This is a genomic window from Bartonella sp. HY406, assembly GCF_025449315.1.
In the GTDB taxonomy this organism is placed as follows: domain Bacteria; phylum Pseudomonadota; class Alphaproteobacteria; order Rhizobiales; family Rhizobiaceae; genus HY038.
On the sequence record NZ_CP104896.1, the window covers coordinates 1 to 18,771 of the forward strand.

General features: G+C 37.9%; 11 protein-coding genes. 3 read left to right on the forward strand and 8 right to left on the reverse strand.

What is annotated here, in order from left to right; translation table 11 throughout:
• Positions 1 to 658 precede the first annotated feature (658 nt).
• Entirely contained in the window at positions 659 to 1,720 is a 1,062-nt protein-coding gene (locus tag N6B01_RS14910; RefSeq protein WP_262080980.1) for a replication initiator protein A, read from the forward strand.
• Between the two features lie 7 nt (positions 1,721 to 1,727).
• Here N6B01_RS14910 and N6B01_RS14915 read toward each other — a convergent pair whose 3' ends face one another.
• Positions 1,728 to 2,177 carry a cell division protein ZapB gene (locus N6B01_RS14915; RefSeq protein ID WP_262080981.1) on the reverse strand — a complete coding sequence of 150 codons (450 nt, stop codon included), beginning with the start codon at positions 2,175 to 2,177 and terminating at the stop codon, positions 1,728 to 1,730.
• Between the two features lie 142 nt (positions 2,178 to 2,319).
• On the opposite strand from N6B01_RS14915, the gene N6B01_RS14920 reads away from it, so the two are divergent.
• Positions 2,320 to 2,568, forward strand: a complete 249-nt coding sequence (locus N6B01_RS14920) for a type II toxin-antitoxin system Phd/YefM family antitoxin (RefSeq protein ID WP_182419980.1) — start codon at positions 2,320 to 2,322, stop codon at positions 2,566 to 2,568.
• Complete coding sequence (locus N6B01_RS14925) at positions 2,568 to 2,834, forward strand: Txe/YoeB family addiction module toxin (RefSeq protein WP_262080983.1); 267 nt, start codon at positions 2,568 to 2,570, stop codon at positions 2,832 to 2,834. Before N6B01_RS14920 ends, N6B01_RS14925 begins: the two co-directional genes overlap by 1 nt.
• A gap of 1,032 nt (positions 2,835 to 3,866) precedes the next feature.
• Here N6B01_RS14925 and N6B01_RS14930 read toward each other — a convergent pair.
• The 7 genes from N6B01_RS14930 to N6B01_RS14960 all read right to left on the reverse strand — a co-directional run bounded on the left by N6B01_RS14930 (position 3,867) and on the right by N6B01_RS14960 (position 18,115).
• On the reverse strand, positions 3,867 to 5,300 hold the full coding sequence (locus N6B01_RS14930; protein ID WP_262080985.1) for a hypothetical protein: 1,434 nt from the start codon (positions 5,298 to 5,300) through the stop codon (positions 3,867 to 3,869).
• 354 nt (positions 5,301 to 5,654) lie between these two features.
• Positions 5,655 to 9,137: an FG-GAP-like repeat-containing protein gene (locus N6B01_RS14935; RefSeq protein ID WP_262080987.1), complete on the reverse strand. Its 3,483-nt coding sequence runs from the start codon at positions 9,135 to 9,137 to the stop codon at positions 5,655 to 5,657.
• Between the two features lie 117 nt (positions 9,138 to 9,254).
• A complete protein-coding gene (locus tag N6B01_RS14940) occupies positions 9,255 to 12,698 on the reverse strand; it encodes a beta strand repeat-containing protein (protein WP_262080989.1) in 3,444 nt (1,147 codons plus the stop codon).
• A 25-nt stretch (positions 12,699 to 12,723) separates the two neighbouring features.
• The gene (locus N6B01_RS14945; protein ID WP_262080974.1) at positions 12,724 to 13,746 is read right to left on the reverse strand and encodes a Csu type fimbrial protein; all 1,023 of its coding nucleotides are present in this window, start codon (positions 13,744 to 13,746) and stop codon (positions 12,724 to 12,726) included.
• 227 nt (positions 13,747 to 13,973) lie between these two features.
• Positions 13,974 to 16,643, reverse strand: a complete 2,670-nt coding sequence (locus tag N6B01_RS14950; protein WP_262080976.1) for a fimbria/pilus outer membrane usher protein — start codon at positions 16,641 to 16,643, stop codon at positions 13,974 to 13,976.
• Between the two features lie 47 nt (positions 16,644 to 16,690).
• On the reverse strand, positions 16,691 to 17,473 hold the full coding sequence (locus N6B01_RS14955) for a fimbrial biogenesis chaperone (RefSeq protein WP_262080978.1): 783 nt from the start codon (positions 17,471 to 17,473) through the stop codon (positions 16,691 to 16,693).
• 81 nt (positions 17,474 to 17,554) lie between these two features.
• On the reverse strand, positions 17,555 to 18,115 hold the full coding sequence (locus N6B01_RS14960) for a spore coat protein U domain-containing protein (protein WP_182419977.1): 561 nt from the start codon (positions 18,113 to 18,115) through the stop codon (positions 17,555 to 17,557).
• Positions 18,116 to 18,771 lie beyond the last annotated feature (656 nt).

Genomic DNA, 18,771 nt, shown 5'->3' on the forward strand with positions numbered 1-18,771 from the left:
AACTGAAAAGCTATTTAGGATAGAGCCAAACTTCTTGGCGCATTTGCAGCTTCCGCCTTTAAAAAAATCACCGAAGATGAAATTCTTGCAAATATTGATCTATAAGAAGGGATAAAATTTTTAAAGTAGGGATTTACTATTTGATGGCAGTAAATACTCCCAGCGACTATTTATGGCGATTTAAACGCATGTTTTAGTTGGGATGTGAGTTACAGTTTTATTCTTAAGCTAAAAAACAGTTAAATGATTAACTTAGTTAGACAGAAAAAATTGTTTAGCTAAGTTGAAATGTATTTTTAATTATGGTGCTAATAATTGTGAATGTAAATGAAGCGGGAAATGTATTTTGTCATCGTTACATTTGATGATCACAAAAATTATTTAATTATTACGTCAAAGTTGTAACTTTTATGAGTTGTGGAATTTAAAGAAATTTGCGCGTTGTGTGTTAAATATAGTGTTAAATATAGTGTTAAGCTGTGGATAATGTATTGTAAGCTATTGAAAAATATATGTTAATAAAAAGAGTTGGTGGGCAAACCATCGAAAAATGGTGTGCAAATCATCGAAAAACGGTGTGCAAACCATCGAAAGCAAAATATGGTGTGTAAAATATCGTTTATATTGACGCGGTGTGCGAAATGTCGAATAATGAATTATGAAACAAGATCTAAAATCTAAAAAATCACCGCTACTTCCTGCACGAAATGTCCAAAATGATTTTTTCGTATGCGATATATTTGATGCTGTTCCGAAAGGGGATATGGCATCGATGGAGCATCCAATATTTTCACTATCGACAAAGCCAGATTGTCGTATCAGACGATATGAAAATAATGGGATATTTGTAGAAATTACGCCGTCAGTAAAAGGATTAGCAACTATTCATGATCGTGATATTTTAATTTTTGCGATCAGCCAAATTATGGCTGCCCTTAATGAAGGAAAAAAAGTATCTCAATTTTTAAAATTTAAAGCCTATGATTTATTAAAGGCAACCAATAGAACAACCAATGGTCAAGGATATGAAGGGCTTAAGGCAGCTTTAAGTCGATTGCGCGGGACGACCATTACAACTAATATTTTGACAGGTGGCATTGAGCAGACTAAAATATTTGGTCTTATTGAAGAAGCCAATATCATTAGAACAACACGCGACGGTAGAATGCAGGAGGTTGAGATCAAACTTTCTGATTGGGTTTTTAATGCTATCAAACACAATGAAGTTCTTACTTTACATCGAGACTATTTCAGGCTCCGCAAACCGCTAGAACGTCGAATGTATGAATTAGCGCGCAAGCATTGTGGACAGCAAAATGAATGGAAAATTTCTTTAAACCTATTGCACAAAAAATGTGGGTCTACATCGACTGCAAAAGAATTTAAAAGACTAATCCAAAACATTGTAGAACAAAACAAATCACATAAACATATACCAGACTATGCCTTAGACCTTATTGAGACAAGTGTTGTATTTAAAAATCGCCGAACGTTAGAAAAAGAAAAAGCTGCAAATCAAATTTACGGACATATAACACTTAATCCAGAGATTTATCATGATGCACGCACTATTGCGCCTGGGTGGGACATATATTTCATTGAACAAGAATGGCGCAATTGGATGGCAGATTATGATATAGAACCACCTCAAAACGCAGAAAAAGCTTTTATAGGCTTTTGTAAAAAATGGATTGAAAAAAACACATCAAACAAGTTTTGAAAATTTATCATCCAAAAATTTTCCGCCACCAGGGCTTCAATGATTTCTGTAATGTATCAATCAGTTCTTTATGTTCAACAAGAAGGGCTTCTGATTGTTTTTGCCAATTATCCCGCTCTTTTTTTAATTCTAAATTATTATCAGTTAAGTTAGAATTTTTTTCCTTAATAACTAAATTTTCAGACTTTAAATCAGCCAACTCATTTTGCAAAAGTAAAATTTTATTTTGTAAATCGAGGATTTCATCTTTATCGCCGTTATCATTCGTACTTATAAGCAAATTATAAGCATCATTATCTTTATTTAAACGTTCGATTGGAATGCCAATTGTAATTCTATTCTGATTATTTTTTGACTTAGGCCAATTATATTTACTTGCCATTACTCGTATTGATTCAACTGACTTTTTTAGAGTTTTGGAAGCCTCTTTATAAGTCATAAACTTATAATCCTGCATAAAAATCCTCCTTATTTTATAAAAAACTTATAAATTGTTTATAACTTCCTTATAAAAATATCATAAAAATTTAATTATGGACAACAAATAATATGTACTATATATTGTACAATATAAGATTAATTAGTAATGAGAGTAAATTATGAATGTAATTTCTTATTCCAATGCTCGAGCGCAATTAAAAGACGTTATGGACAGCGCAATCCATGATAAACAAGAAGTTGTCGTATCGCGAAAAAACGGTGAAGCCGTCGTTGTTATATCATTAGAGACATGGAACTCTATTAGCGAAACATTGCATCTTCTTTCTACGCCTAATAACGCTTCGCGCTTGCGATCGGCTATTGCACAATTAGATGCCAATAATGGTGAAGAACACGAGCTTATTTAATGAAATTGACATTTTCAACTGAGGCTTGGGAAGATTATCAATATTGGATAAGCACAGACAAAAAGAAGCTTGAACGTATTAATGAAATTATTACGCAATGCCAAAGAACACCCTATAAAGGCATAGGTAAACCAGAACCTTTAAAAGGCGATCTAAGCGGATGGTGGTCAAGACGTATCACACAAGAACATCGAATAGTCTATCGTATTTCAAAGGAGAAACAAGCGCAAAGCTTAGAAATAGCACAATTGCGTTTTCATTATTGATATTATACTATTAAAGATATCTACTATATTTGGTGGAGAAGTCTTTCATGCCTTATAAGTTTTTTATAAGCTGATAGTTCTGCTCTGTATCTTAAAGCATTACTATTTTAGCCTCCTAAGGGAGACATTTTCAAAGTACTTACACATAATTGTTCAAGTAGGTAGTTATTAGCAAGATATTCTAATAATATTTACGACAAGGCCGTTATACCTCATAAAACTGGGCGTACTATAACAAGTGTAGAAATTGTATGGCATGAAAAACAAAACCTTACTTCAATAAAGCGTGAATTAGATCAACATAAGGTTGGTAAAAAGCGCGCCGATCAGGAACAGTGGAAATTATCACCGCTGATCAAAATATTCGCAATTCTAAAATTTAGGGAATATGGATAATTTCCTAAAGAAGGTTTTATTTTTTATAGTAAATGGGGTGTAATAGCTCGTGAAGAACAGCCCGCACCAGTTCGCGATATAGATTTGGTTGCGAATGATTTTAGATATTGGTGTTCAGCTAAGTTGATACCTCTTGATAAGAAAAACATTGAAAAGACATTTCGTACATTTTGTAAAATACAACCTTAAGTAAAACAATAAAAAATTCTAATAAGTTATTATAAATATAGCAATAATCGCTTTTGAACCATTTCGAAACTTGGATGAAGACTATAAATTCTTAACTTATAAAGATGCAGCTATTGCTTTGTCTTCAACGGTTTAATCTGTAAGGGTTCAGGCGCGGCGTAACAATTGGCCAAAGCAAAAAAATAATCGTAAACAAATAATAATTGGCGTTCCAATTGATCGGTTAGGTAAATTTAAAACTGCCGAAATTTAAATAGATCGTTTTTAAGAAAATTCAATTTTGATAAAATTTAGACATTATTTTTATGTTTTTATTATTATAAACTATTCTCAAAATAAATTATTAATTTTTCACCCAATAATTAAGTTATGAGCATTTTAATAAGAGATATTAAATTTAAAAGAAACTCCGGAAAGGCTTTAAACAGCCTTTCCGGTAAATTTTAATTATACAAGCTGAACAGTCATGCCCATTTGAACATAAATATCTTCGCCAATTGAGTTGGTGTAATGGTTATAATCAACGCCTGAACGATCATCATGAGAGACATCTTGAAAAGTCCAAGAACTTCCAACCTTCACTGTATCATTGGTATCACCCTTAATGATTAAGTCATTATGAGTGTATCCGCCAGAGCGCAAAGTATTACCGATTGTAAGTTGATTGCTTTGGCTACCCTCAAGGCTAATTTCACCAAACGAGCTTGTATAAGCTTTAGTGAACACATCTGCCAATTTGAAGCTTGAAGCAAAATGATCAAGATTCATAGCGTAATCGATGTATTTTTCATCACTAGCATGGCTATTGTAATCATTTACAAGTTTTGTAAGCCAATCTATTCTGAGCATATCAGTATTACGATCAACACCAACTTGAATAGATTCCATATTCATTGAACCAAGACCACTGGTTTTAGCAATATCTGTTAACCAAGGCTTAAATGATGCTTGAAAGGTGTTATCGCTGCGTGATTGTTGGCCTGCTGAATTAACATGATTAAAGGTGTCTAACACCAATGTATCATAGCCATCGCCACCATTAACGGTAAGACCGCCAGCACGAATACCCGCACCAACCACATCTGAGTTTTCAGTAATAATGAGTTTATCATTACCGGCACCTAGGTCAATGTAATTTTTACCTGTACCCGTTACAGCTGCTGCATGAGGATAACCGCGTAGAATAACAGTATCATTACCATCGCCTGTTGAAATAGTATTATTTGCGCCATTTGCAGCATACATACCACGATTGATAATAACAGTGTCGTTACCTTCACCAGTTTCAATCAAATTTTTTGAACCAGAAGCTAATGCCTGGAAATATTGTTCAATATTAACAGTATCATCGCCAGAACCTGTGTGAACTTCTGTGGTTCCTGAGGATTTTATTGAACCAGTTACCTTAAAGTTGGTTGAACCATAACCATCAAAATTCTGGTTCATTGAAAAACGATTGGCACCGCCCGCATTTGACAAGAGGTCACCATTAATGACAACATTATGGTCACCATAGTTAAATGCAAATTCATTAAGACCGCTTGTTGTCACATTTCCAGTTATAGTAAGGTCGTTGTTACCACCTAATGAAGAAAAGCGATTAGTACCACCAGAATTGGCGGCTATACCACTTTTAATAGTAATGCTATGTTGTCCTTCACCTAACTGGATATTGTTAATACCAGAACCTTGTGCAAGGATACCTGCATTGAATGCCAAACTCTTTTGGCCATCACCAACTAAAAGTGAATTATTTTTCCCAGTTGTTGCTGTATAACGTGTATTATACACATATGAGCTTTGCTCGGTCTCTTCGAGAAAAGCACTGACTTTAGGCGTTGAATTAGATGTAGTTGTTGGAGATAGGAATCTTCTTGCCATAATTATTCTTTCTAAATTCATGATCTATATTTAATATATATTTATCATTGTGCATTATAATATGTTAATATAAAATATATCAAAAGTTATAACTTTTAAATTTAACTATAATTTTTGAAAACATTATTATGCACAATGTAAATAGTATTTTTTATTAGTGATGGTACCTGATACTACATTTGGGTGAGAGTATCAGGTACCTTTTGCTCTTCCTGCGCTTATGGTTGAGCTATTTTAGAAAAATTAGGACTGTATGGGTTTTCATCCTAATTTTTCTTGTAAGGTGTATTTCATTCGGGGGGAAATCAAATACACCTTCAATTGCAGACTTGTGACCGTCTGCAATCTTTTTCACTAAACAATGATCTGCTGATTTTGTATCAATGTATTCAAATCAGTTTGAACATTGATTAGTGTTAAAATATCAGCCGAAGCAAATTGGTTGCCATTACCATCAATATCAACTGAAATAATCGTATTATTGCCTTGCTGTTGAACGGTAATATAATCTGAAAGCTGGCTAACCCCAGACTGATAACCAATTAGCAAGCCCGAAAGATCAATACGATCGGCATTGGCATTGCTATTAAAATCACCAACGGTAAAGCCATTTGCAATATCATGGCCGTTTCCGCCAGTTGCATCGGTCAAATCAATGCGTTCATAGATCAAGGTATGATGACCATTATGGTTTAAATTAAAGGTATCATTGCCACCACGACCATTAAAATAATTATCTTGATCATTGCCCGTAAAGGTATCATTACCGTTACCCCCGGCTACACCTTCAATGTTTTTCAACATAACAGTATTAAAACCGGTATTTTGATAAGTTGTTTTACTCAAATCTACATTAATGGCGGTAGTACCTGCCAATTTAAAATCGATAATATCAACGCCGCCGGTTGCGCTCCATTCTTTTTGACCATGAACCACCGTCCAACCACCGCCACCATCATATTTATCAGTGCCTTTGGTTGCATAAAAAGTATCATTATAACCCGTGCCAACAATGCCATTACCAAGATTAGCGTTTTTAGAACTATCGCCTTTTTCAGCTGTTAACACATGAGCTTCATAGGCTTCACCAGCTGTAAATCCACCCCATGCATCATTAACAGTGGAGTCAATATTAGCACTTTGACCTTTTACATTACGTAATAACTTAACTGAATAAGTCTCATTTGGATCAAGACCATAAAAGTTTACAATACCGGATGTGTCACTTGTTTGATTACCCGATTGCGGATTGATAATCTGCGAAGCAACAAGATGGCCTTTAGAGTCATAGAGTTGAATGGTATTTCCAAGCAGCGAGTTAATACCTTCCTGATCAAGAATGCGGAAATGTAAAGCCGTCCCCTTTGCTATTTCGGTGTGATTGCGGATAATTTCGGTATTGCCTTGTTGGGTAAAGATCATAAGGTCTTGCGAGCCATCCCAATTAACATCAGCAACAACAGCACCAGTTACAGCATCGGTTTTGCCAGGGCTTTTATGAGCATTAACACTACCATTAACACCAATTGTATTATTGTCACCAAGCAAGTTAGAGGTACTAAAACTATTGCCGCTTGCTGAAGAGTTGTTGGTGTAAAGATTAACCGTACCGGTAGTGCCTGCCTGCGTCACACCATTGCCAGCTGCATAGGCAGGCAATTCAATAATATCCATTTTGCCATCGCCATTCCAGTCAACAGCAATAGAAGGGCCACCTTGTAAACTATCACCCAACCAATGAATATTATTGGCCGTACCAATACCATTTGGAGCAGTCGAGCCTAGATTTCCCTTGCCATCATTATAAAGAATACGACTTTCATATTCAGAATGACCATTTTCTGCCTTGCCGCGGCCAATAAACAAATCCATAAAGCCATCGCCATTAAAGTCGGCCCAAGTCATAGAAATGGCATTACTTATCGTTTCATTGGCTAGACCGGTGTTTTGGAATACGCCATTAATGATCTGGCTGGTTGAATAGCCATCTTTTCCATCGCTTGAAACAACAACTAAACGCTGTTGGTCATTACTCATGCGGCGTATATCGGCTGTGCCACTGCCCAATTTGCTGTAACCGCTAACACCATGAAAAACGAGATCAACATTACCGTCATTATTTAAATCAACGCCAGAAATTTCTGGTCCAGGTTGCGCATTATTTGCATTGGTTGAGGATTTAAAGTTTGATGGTCCTGAGCGCGAATTGGTGAAGTTCTGATCTTTTACCAATGATTGCACATTACCATTAATATTTCTAACGATTTGACTGTCCCAAGTACGATTGGAACTGTAGCCAGTGCCTGGAGCAGTTACTGAGCCAGATCGACCTGGAGCAATATTTCCGTAAGCAATATCAGCAAAGCCATTGCCATTTTTATCAAAACCAATAACGCCGGCATATTGTGACAAAACATTAGCAGCCGGATTGGAATCGACCTTATTTCTATATTGGCTACCAATTTGATAGGATAGGTAAACATTATTACCGATGTTATAATACATTTGCTGACCAGTCTCAGCATTGCCATCATTAGAAACAAAGTCCATATAACCATCACGGTTTATATCAAGCCAAGTACCATTTTGCGTGCCAGCAGTTGGTTTATTAATCGGTCCATTAATATCTTTGGCTTGTAGGTGTGTTTGCCCAAAACTACCAAAGGTTTTGCGATCTGTTGCATTTTGATCAAGTACTGTACCATTGGTGTAAATTTTCCATTGACCATTTTCACCAAGGGTCATAGCCGTTGCTTTTTCATCATCATTTGCTGCAACGACTGGTGGCTCAATAGGCGTATCAATGAATAATTCATCATTAGTATTATCTTTAACAATGATTTCGCCAGTTGCTTTGTGAAGAGCAGCTTCAACCTCATGGCGGCCTTCTGGCAAAGCATCACTATCTGGAATTTGCAAAGACCAAGTCATTTTTGCCTGATCAACAACAACGGCACCATTGGCTGAGCTATAAGTCTTACCATTAACAGTGACAGTTACATATTCTGTTGGCAGCAATTCAAAGCCAATTTCACCGGTAAGAATAGGCGTATAATCATCTGTTGTTAAAGGGTCTACCGTTATTGACAATTCAACATGAACATTAAAATTTTCTGTTGGCGTACCAGTAAGTGAAGCTGCATTTTCTACCGCTGCGGTAAAATGATGGGTTTGTGCATTTTCCAAGACGCCTGGCACATCATAAGACCAAGTGCCATCGGGATTAACTGTTGCATAGCCAATCAATTGGCGCTCTTGGTAAATTGCTAATTTATTGGCACCATTTGGATGGGTTTGAAAGAAATCACTACTAACCTTACCATTTAAGGTAATTGTGCGGTCATCCGTTGTTGATCCAGAGAGCAAATTACCTGTAATCGGCCCGACATTATCCGTAAAACTATCAATTTTTGCTGTTGCCGTTGGATCAGCTAAAGCTTCAAATGCAGTGCTAAATGGATTATTGGTGTCACCCGGTGTACCACCAGTAACAAATGTTAAATAATTAGTACCAAGCTTTAAGGCGACACCAGCAGATGCGAAATCGAATGACCATAAGCCGTTTTCTTGATTGAAAATACCATTTATAATAACATCTTGACCTTGATCATTTTCGGCAATAACTACAGGATATTCTGCAGATCCAAGACCGCTAACCGAATACCACAAGATTGGTTTTGTGCTGACAAAACCACCTGAATTTAAAATACCATCAGGATCGCTGTGTCCCTTATAGTCGAATATAGTTGTACTATTTGAAATATTATTGGATTGTTCCCCTGTCGATGTAGCTTCTTTAGCAGTATTGCTATCAAAAATATTAAAATCTTTTGGCATATATTTTCCCCGACTTAATAAGTATTCGTAAATTTAGCAATTAATTCATTGTATTAGTAATATTAATTCTTATATTTATTGATTGCAGACTATAAAAGTCTGCAATCAATTCTTTTATTAAACAATGATCTGTTGATTTTGTATCAAAGTATTCAAATCGGTCTGAACATTGGTGAGGGTTAAAATGTCAGCAGACGCAAATTGGTTGCCATTACCATCAAGATCGACAGAAATTACGGTATTGCTACCTTGTTGGCGGACACTGATAAAGTCAGAAATATTGCTAGTTCCTGCTTGATAACCAATCAATAGGCCAGAAAAATCAATTCTATCTGCATTGGCATTGGTGTTGAAATTACCAACAGTAAAGCCATTAGCAATATCATTGCCATTACCACCAGTTGCGTCCGTCATATCAATACGTTCATAAAGCAAAGTATGATGGTTGCTATTGAATAGATTGAATGTGTCGTTACCGCCACGGCCATTAAATACGTTGTTACCACTATTACCTGAGAAGGTATCATTACCATTACCACCAGCAATGCCTTCAATATTCTTAAGCATAACGGTGTTAAAGCCGGTATTTTGATAGCCTGTCTTGCTTAAATCAACATTAAGCGCTGTATTGCCAGCAAGTTTAAAGTCAACAATATCTACACCGCCAGTAGCTGACCATTGTTTTTGACCGTTGATGATATCCCAACCACCGGCACCATCATAAAGCTTGGTGCCTTTGGTAACATAGAATGTATCATTATAACCGGTACCAACAACACCATTGCCGATATTAGCATTATTGACATCAGTTCCACGTTCGGTAGTCAAAACATGGGCTTCATTGGCGGCACCTGGCGTGAAGCCACCCCAAGCAGCATTATTGTCTTCGCTAATATGGGCCGATGAACCGTTAACATTGCGTAATATTTTAACAGAATAGGTTTCGTTGCTATCTAAGCCATAAAAATGCACGATACCGCTAGTATCGCTAGTCTGATTACCTGATTGTGGATTAATAATCTGTGCCGCAACCAATTTGCCAGTTGAATCATATAATTGTACAGTATTGCCAAGCAAGGAATTGATGCCCTGTCCATCGAGAATACGGAAGTGCAAAGCTGTGCCATTGGCAATAACATTTTTATTTTGGATAACTTCAACATGGCCTTGTTGGGTAAATGCCATTAAATCAACAGAACCATTCCAATCCAAATCCGCAGCAATGGCACCGGTCACAAAATCTTTCTTACTGCCGGTTGAACTACCATTATTTACAGTGCCATTCACACCAATAGTGTTATTACCACCCAATAAATTGGATGTTTCAAAGTTGATAACACCATTAAGCGATACATTTTTATGAAGGTTGATAGCGCCAGTATTGCCAGCCTCGGTCATACCATTGCCATTACCATAACCGGGTAAAGCAATAATATCCATTTTGCCATCACCGTCCCAGTCAACAGCGATAGATGCACCACTTTGCAAGCTATCACCTAACCAATGGACATTATTAGCCGTACCAACACCATTTGGTGAGGTAGAACCAAGGTTACCATTGCCATCATTAAATAAAATACGGCTTTCATAAGCCGAATGACCATTAACGGCAGCACCTCGGCCTAGGAATAAATCCATATTACCATCGCCGTTAAAATCGGCCCATGTCATAGAAATCGCATTGCCAAGTGCCGCATTGGCTGAAGCATTATTCTGAAATACATTTTCAATAATTTGCTTGGTACCATAAGTACCATTGCCATTATTAGACACAACAACAAGACGCTGTTGATTGGAACTCATTGCACCACTTGTTGTTACATTAGCGCCATTAACACCGTGGTAAACAAGATCAACTGTTCCATCATTATTAAGATCAACGCCTGAAATTTCAGCCCCTGCCTGCGCATTACGGCCATTGGTATCGACAAAATTTTTGTCTTTTACCATACCATTTAAGGAAGCATTCGGATTGGTAACAATTTGACTATTATAGGTAGTAAGCGATTGACCCGCACCGGTCGTATTGCGTACAGAACCAGATTTTCCAGGTGTAATTGTACCATATGCAATGTCTGAATAACCATTACCATTACGGTCGAAACCAACTACACCACCATATTCCGACATAGTATTGGCTGCTGGATTAAAGTCAGCAGTATTTCTATTAGAACCACCAACTTGATAATTATAATAGCCGGTGGTTGAATAAGGAGTATTGGCCTTCATATAGATCTGCGCACCATTGGCGCCATTGCCATCGGTAGCGACAAAATCCATTTTGCCATCACGATTAATATCTAACCAAGTACCGTTTTTTGTGCCTTGTTTACCTGTGCGTCCATCAATACTATTCAATACAATTTGACTAAATTCGCCAAAACTTGAGTTGTTAGTGGCTTTCTGGTCAAGTACAGTACCGTTTGCAAAAATTTTCCACTGGCCATTTTCGCCAAGGGTCATCGCAACAGCATGTTCCGTTTGTGAAGCAGCAATGGTAAAATCATCAATAGGAGGGGCTGCTTCAATAATATCAGCTTGCCCGCTATTGGATACTATAATTTCTCCTGTACTTTTATGCAGTGCAGCAACAACTGGGTAATTCCCCTCGCTAAGCGCATCTTGATTAGGGATCGTCACACTCCAAGTCATATTTGCCTGATTGACGACTACTTGCCCACTGGCTGAACTATAGGTTTTACCATTGATGGTAACGGTAATATATTCACCTGACAATAACTCAAAACCAATACTACCGTTTAAAACAGGCGTTGTATCTTCGGTTGATAGAGATTCAACACCAATGGTCAAATGAACATCAACAACAAAATTAGCAGATGGTGTACCAGTAAGTGTGGCAGCATTTTCAACGACTGCTGTAAAATTATGCACAGGTGGACTATTTTCTAAAGCACTTGGCACAGTATAAGACCAAGTACCATTGGCATTAACTGTTGCATAACCAACAAGATGACCATCTTGGTAAATTGCTAATTTATTAGCACCATTGGCCGGGGCTTGAAAGAAATCACTACTAACCTTACCATTTAAAGTAATTGTTCGGTCATCAGTCTGTGATCCTGATGGTAAGTTACCCGTTACTGGGCCAACATTATCGGTAAAATTTTCAATCGTTGCCGTTGCCGTAGGGTCATCTAAAACTTGAAAAGTGGAGGTCAAAGGGTCAGTATCATTACCCGGTGTACCACCGATGACAAATGTTATATAATTAGGACCTGTTTTTAAAAAGGCACCAGCAGCAGCAAAATCAAATTTCCATAAGCCTGTCGCCTGATCCAAAACACCATTAATAAGAACATCTTGTCCTTGGGCGTTGATGCCAATAGCTACAGGATATTCTGCAGGCCCAACATTAGTCACTGAATACCATAAGATTGGTTTTGTGCTGATAAACGAACCTGATTTCAAAACACCATCAGGATCGCTATGTCCCTTATATGTAAATGAGTTACTATAAGTTGATATATTCCTTGTCGACATTGGACTTGGAGAAGCAGCTGGTGTTGTACTAGCAACAGGTGAAAGGAATCTTCTTGCCATTAATGTAGCCTTTTAATTATTAATACTAATAAGTTGTTGTTACTGTGAGCCTATCCTTATAGGTACCAACCACACGCTCTCCTACCTCTGAAGCACGAATAACCGCTTTGACTTTTATCGGTGTCTCATTGGCAGATGTTATCCCTTTATAGGTGCTACCCTCCGTAGTCCCCCATTCGGTTTGCGTATTGGGTAAATAAATGTGGTAGGGTATTGCTTTGCTGCGATCCTCAATACCATTTTCTCCAACAAAATACATTTTGCGCGCATTGACATCGCCAGATTTTCCGCCATCAATTTGAATTTCATAGGGGGCATTAACATTGCATTTAAGAGTTACCGCGCCGTCTTGACTGAGATCATTATCAATAGCCAAATGTTCACCAAAATTAATACTGGTTGTGGATACAGTACACCCTGCTAAAACTCTTGCCACGACTGTAAAAACTTGAGATTTAGTGGAACCGCCAGAATAATCTGAACAACCCGCAGTGCTGCTAGGCCGTGGTGGTTCCGTTACAGAGCCAGACGTAAAGGCTGCACCAGACCAAGAAAAAAATGTGAATGTATTTTTATATGTTCCAACTGGGAGTTGAGCCTGTTGCGAAGGGCTAAGCTGCATTCCAATTCTCAAAGGGCCTTGAATAGGAATACGAGTTACACCATCTGGTCGAGTATTACCAGCAGCGCCTAAATCCGTCACTCGCAAACTATATGGTTTACCTTGCCCAGCTGCTCCTGTACCTAGTATTGTTGTGTTTGAAGGAACTAATCGGTTATATAATATAAAATCAACAGATTTTGTTACGTCGGTTGAGCCATCTTCCCTTTGTAAATAAAGCTTTCTCGATGCATAATCGGTAGAGGATGTAGACGAAATTCCAATGCACGTATCAGCATAATAGATGTAACCATCAGCATCACTAGAGGGACCGAAAAAAGCCGACGTTTCACAGTTGGCTATCATATCTTGCAGGTTGATAAGTGGTTGAGGATTTGTAAGTGGGTTTATATCACCAAGATTTATATTATCTGATGGTGTTTGCAAAACACAATCTGCTAAATTTCCATCAATAGCAGCATATGATTTTGTTATAAATAATAAATTGCTAGCAGGTAGGATAATAGAAAAAAAGTAAAGACAAAGCAAAAACAATTTATATTTTGATTTACTATCTTTATGTATTAAAATATTCATTTTTTCTCTTTCCTATCAACTAATATTTATTTAAAATAATAATTGTTATTTAAATATTTATTGCATGAATGATCTTACTATTGAGCCGCAACGGCAGTTCGTATCGTTTGACATGAAACAGCCTGTATGCCAGCATTGAGACCCTTGACCATGTCATTTGATAATGTTGCTTGGCAAGTGCTGCCATCAGGTTTCAAAACATGAAGAGTTGCCGGCAGCTGCACTTTAGCAAGTGGGATAACAGCTGAACCGTCATAACCAATATCAAAGGCAGTATCGGTTCCTGCAACCTGCGCAAGCGACCCTACTTCAACAAAATGTCCATTGGCTTCTTTAAAGGAAACATAAATATATTGGTCACTACTAGCCCCGCCAAAATTTACAATAACGCCGGCCATTTGGGCTGGTCGTACCATTACTTCAGTTGATTCAACGATAGCATCGACAGGCAAGGTTTCCATATCAAGGGCAATGCTTGCCGTACTATAAGAGCCAAGATTATTAACGACATAGCGACCATTAGCCCAAGTTTTGCCTGATTTTTGGTTGTCAACCTTAACACCAACACCGCCAACGCCAGCATTAACGACTGCAAATGCATCATTAACGCGCTGCGTTGGAATGACAGCACCGTCAGCAAAAACTACACCACCATCAGCAGAAAGCGTACCACGCCAATTATCACCATCATATTGATCAACCGAGGCGGCAAGCAGCGCAATACTGCTACGATATTGTCCAGCGGCTCCTCTTTGAGAGCGCTTACCTTCTGCATCACGAATAGACCAACCAAAATCACCCACATTAGAACCAAGATTCTTGTAAATGCGCGTATCAATCTGTGTACCATCATGGGTACTGTTAACCCCTGACGAAACACCAATTCCGTCATCAAAGGAATAAGAAACCCCGGCAAAGACACTGTAATTATTGGAATCTTTAAGATTTTTATAACCGACGGCATAACCGTTCAATTTTTTACCAAAACGCCTATTGGCAGATAGGCTAATAAAACGACTATCCTTTTGATAACCACTATCGGCTTGATCATGATAATCAATTTCACTATAGCTTAGCGTTATATTTGTAGGATCAAAACGCAAGCTAGAACTTAAAGACACTTGATTAATTGCCTTTGGTAATCTTCCTATCCTACGACTATCAACTAGATAATCAATCTCAGACCAATCAATCGTATTACTTTTTGCGCGTTGATATGCTTTTCTATCAACAATCGATGCCATATCATTATAATCGCCAAAGGTACGTTGTGTTAGACCCGTCAATACAAATCCCCAACGCTGCAATTGCATACTGGCATATAATTGCTGACCAGTTTCGCTCTTATAACTGCTTGCGGAACCTGCAAGTGATACTTGAGCAAAATCTGAAACTGTAAAGATTGCCCCCATACCGCCATTAAAGAAGTCGCCACCAGCTTCGCCATGGCCTTCAAGCGTGATACGATTGGTTAAGCCATAACGTGCGGTACCTGAGACGAAGAAATCTTTGGTATAATTACCTGAATCGCTACCATAATTACGCCGTGGCGTTCCCGCTTCCAAAGAAAAGTCCCATAAACCGCGAGATAATAAATCAGCAGATGCGTAGAATGAAAGATTTTGTACTGTTTCACGCCCTGAAGCGTCACGCAAAACAAGCCGAGCATTATTAGGCCCTGTTATAACAGGCATATCGGTTAGAGAAAATGGTCCCGATGGTACATTTTCAACTGCACGTTGCGCATTATTTAAATAAAGATCGACGGATGATGGTACGGCAGCAGAACCACTCAGTTCTGGCATCGCCATAGTAACCAAATTATCTCGGAGTGAAAAATTTCTTGTTAATTGTGCGCCACCAAGACGGGTGGAGCGAGACCAAGAAAGGCTGCGGGTAATTACGTCACCCACTTGATAAGTGAGCATGCGTTTTTCATCAGAAAAAGTCCAATAACTATCTAGGCGAATGGCATCTGTTTTATCGTTGCCAAAACCTTGTGATGAATAACGAATAAGCTCTGATGTATAAAATGTACCAAATTTACCGGTAACGCGGCCGTCAAGTGTTGCTGATACGCCCTGAAAGTCCCAAAGTTTACTAAATTTATCATTACCAGAATCGGCATAAATACTATAATTGAAAACGGCAGCTAAATCTGACTGAGGTTTAATTCCCTCATCATCACCATGTCTAGCCGCACTAGCCTTAGGATCAAGACTAACTTCATAAGGAGCAAGCGCATCTTTTTGAGTAGTAACAAATTCAAGCGTTTCGCTTATCGTATTATAATAATATTGGACATCTTTAAGCTTATCTAGTGTTACCCAACCGTCTCTATTAGTGGCAGATCTTTGCGGCAAAAGACCAATTTTGCGTAAAACACTATCTCGTATGATTAGTATGCCACCATCACTTTGCCGTACAGCAAACATTCCTGGGCGGCTTTCACCATTGAGTGAAATATGAACATAAATATCAGGATCGCGAAACGCTGTTGTCTGGGGAATGCTTGGCTGATAACCAATAGCCTCAACCTGCGTTGCTGCTTCTGTCGTTGGCGCTGTTGGCGCTGAATAATTTAGCCGTGTAATATCTTCAGCTGACAGCCATTGAGTGTCAGATGAAGCATTTTGAGCTTGAGCATATGTTAAAGAAGCAAAGACAATTCCAGTACCCAAGGACATCAACGCAAATGCGCTAACACTGGAGCAGAATTTTTTATTTCTAATTTTTAGCTTTGTCATTCTTTATGCCTTTATAAAAATTCATTACGCCAACTTAACCAAACCACTTAGCGTCTTGAATTGATTTGCAACGGTAACTCCATACGACCTTGATCTGTTGTAAAACTAATAGAGTTGGGCATGCCGCCGCCTTGAGCGGGAACAAAAAATTTAATTGCAGAACCAGGTAAAGCATAACCAGCCAAATTGGCCTTACCGCCAATAACCGCACCATTAGCGACAAGGTTCACATCAGAAATTCTAATCCGATTTGCACTACTATTGCTGGCTGTAATATTAAAGCCGCCACGCGCTGCTTCCGCCTTAAAAATCAAACCATTTTGTGATTGGTTTCGAGATTGATTTGCAGATGCAGGCCCTGAGCCTGGACGGAAAAAAGCTGGTATAATTTGACGTAATGCCATATTAATACCGGGAGTCACAATGCCTGCTCGTGCCGTTCTTAACGATGAAACTGGTATTTGATCAACAAATATACGGTAACTTTCTTCACCAGTTAATGGTTGTTTTGAAACACGTGTTACACGCGCGGTTGCACGCGCACCGGGCTGAACTTCAATAAAAGGAGGATTTACAATAACATCCGTGGTTGGCGCATAATAATCTTTGCCACCACGCTGTTGCCAGCGAAATACGCGCACTTGTAAGCGAACTGGCATTTGGCTGCCATTACGCACAATGACATTATCACCAACCTGTGGAGGCCTAACATCTAATACAAGCGGCATAATGGTGAGCGTAATACCACCACTTTTATTTTGCTGAGCGTGAGCCATTGAAATTGAAGAAAATAATATAGATAACCCAAAAAAATATGTCCAAAAGCGCATAATAATACCCATAAATACTAAGCTTTAGAGGAACTTGGGGCAGTTACACCGCCCCAAGAAAAATTTATAAAAATACTAATCTTAGTAAGAAAGAGTTGCAGTCAATGTATCTGCATAAACGCCATTAGCTGGCTGTGTACCAGTGATTTTTGGAATGCAAACAGTGAAGAAATGGGTGTGATCACCACTTACAGTACCTGTACCAGTGGTAAGTGTACCAGTGAATGTTTGGTCAGCAGCTGCACCCCAAAGCTTACCACCACAAACAGCAGAAGAAATGCTACCAGCTTGGTAAACAGTATAATCAATAGTATTTGAACCGCTTGTAAGTTTGCGTGCTGCAGTTGTTGCACCTGTACCCATACCGTCATTCAATGACAATGTATATTGTCCAGCAGTTGCTGAAGTAGTAGATGCATTTTTACAGTTGATTACAACCTTCTTTGTAAGGGTAAGATCTTCAGTAATTGCAGCATACTCACCAAAGTTAATATTACCTGCATTTTCAGGGAAGTTAACTGTACAACCATCTTTAATGGTGATCTGAACATCCATAGTATTTTGTGCTGTTTCTGCTTGAGCAGCAGCTACACCCAAAGCAAGAACACTGGCAGCAGCCAAGGCTTTAAGAATAATTTTCATTGAAAACTCCTAAGTTTTTATTTTAGATAAGTTAAATATTCTGTATAAAGCACACAGAACCCCTTATTGCTGCACGTGTCGTGCACAGCAATTCATTTGCCGCTTTTAGCGGTAATTTTGATATATTATTAAGCTTACCTAAATCCCCGATAACGCATATTCTATATGTGACAGACTATGGTTGCATTAGGTAAAGCTTTTAAAACCCCGTTAACACCTCACAAAATTTGTGGCCGTGCAAATACAACGTTTTCATATTATAAATTAAAATATTAGGCAATTAAAAAAATTAAATATATGTAATATAATTTACTAGTGTTGCTATAATCATACGCTAATATTATTTAAATATTGAAAATAATAAAGTAGATTTTATATTAAAACTATATAATAAATTATATTATAATATTCTAACATTCAAACTATTTTCTATTTCAAAGGTCATGGAATAGTTTTTAATTGAGAGTATTCTCTCTCCATAACGCCAATGAATTGTAAATCAACTAAAATGGGAATTCTAAAAAATAATAGGTCCCGCCCCTAAATAGACAAGTCTAAGGATAAGATATGTCTTAATATTTTATATTTTTTACGTTAACGCAGTTTACGAATAATGTTTATAACAAGACAACTTCATAGGGTCTTATTGATAGTAA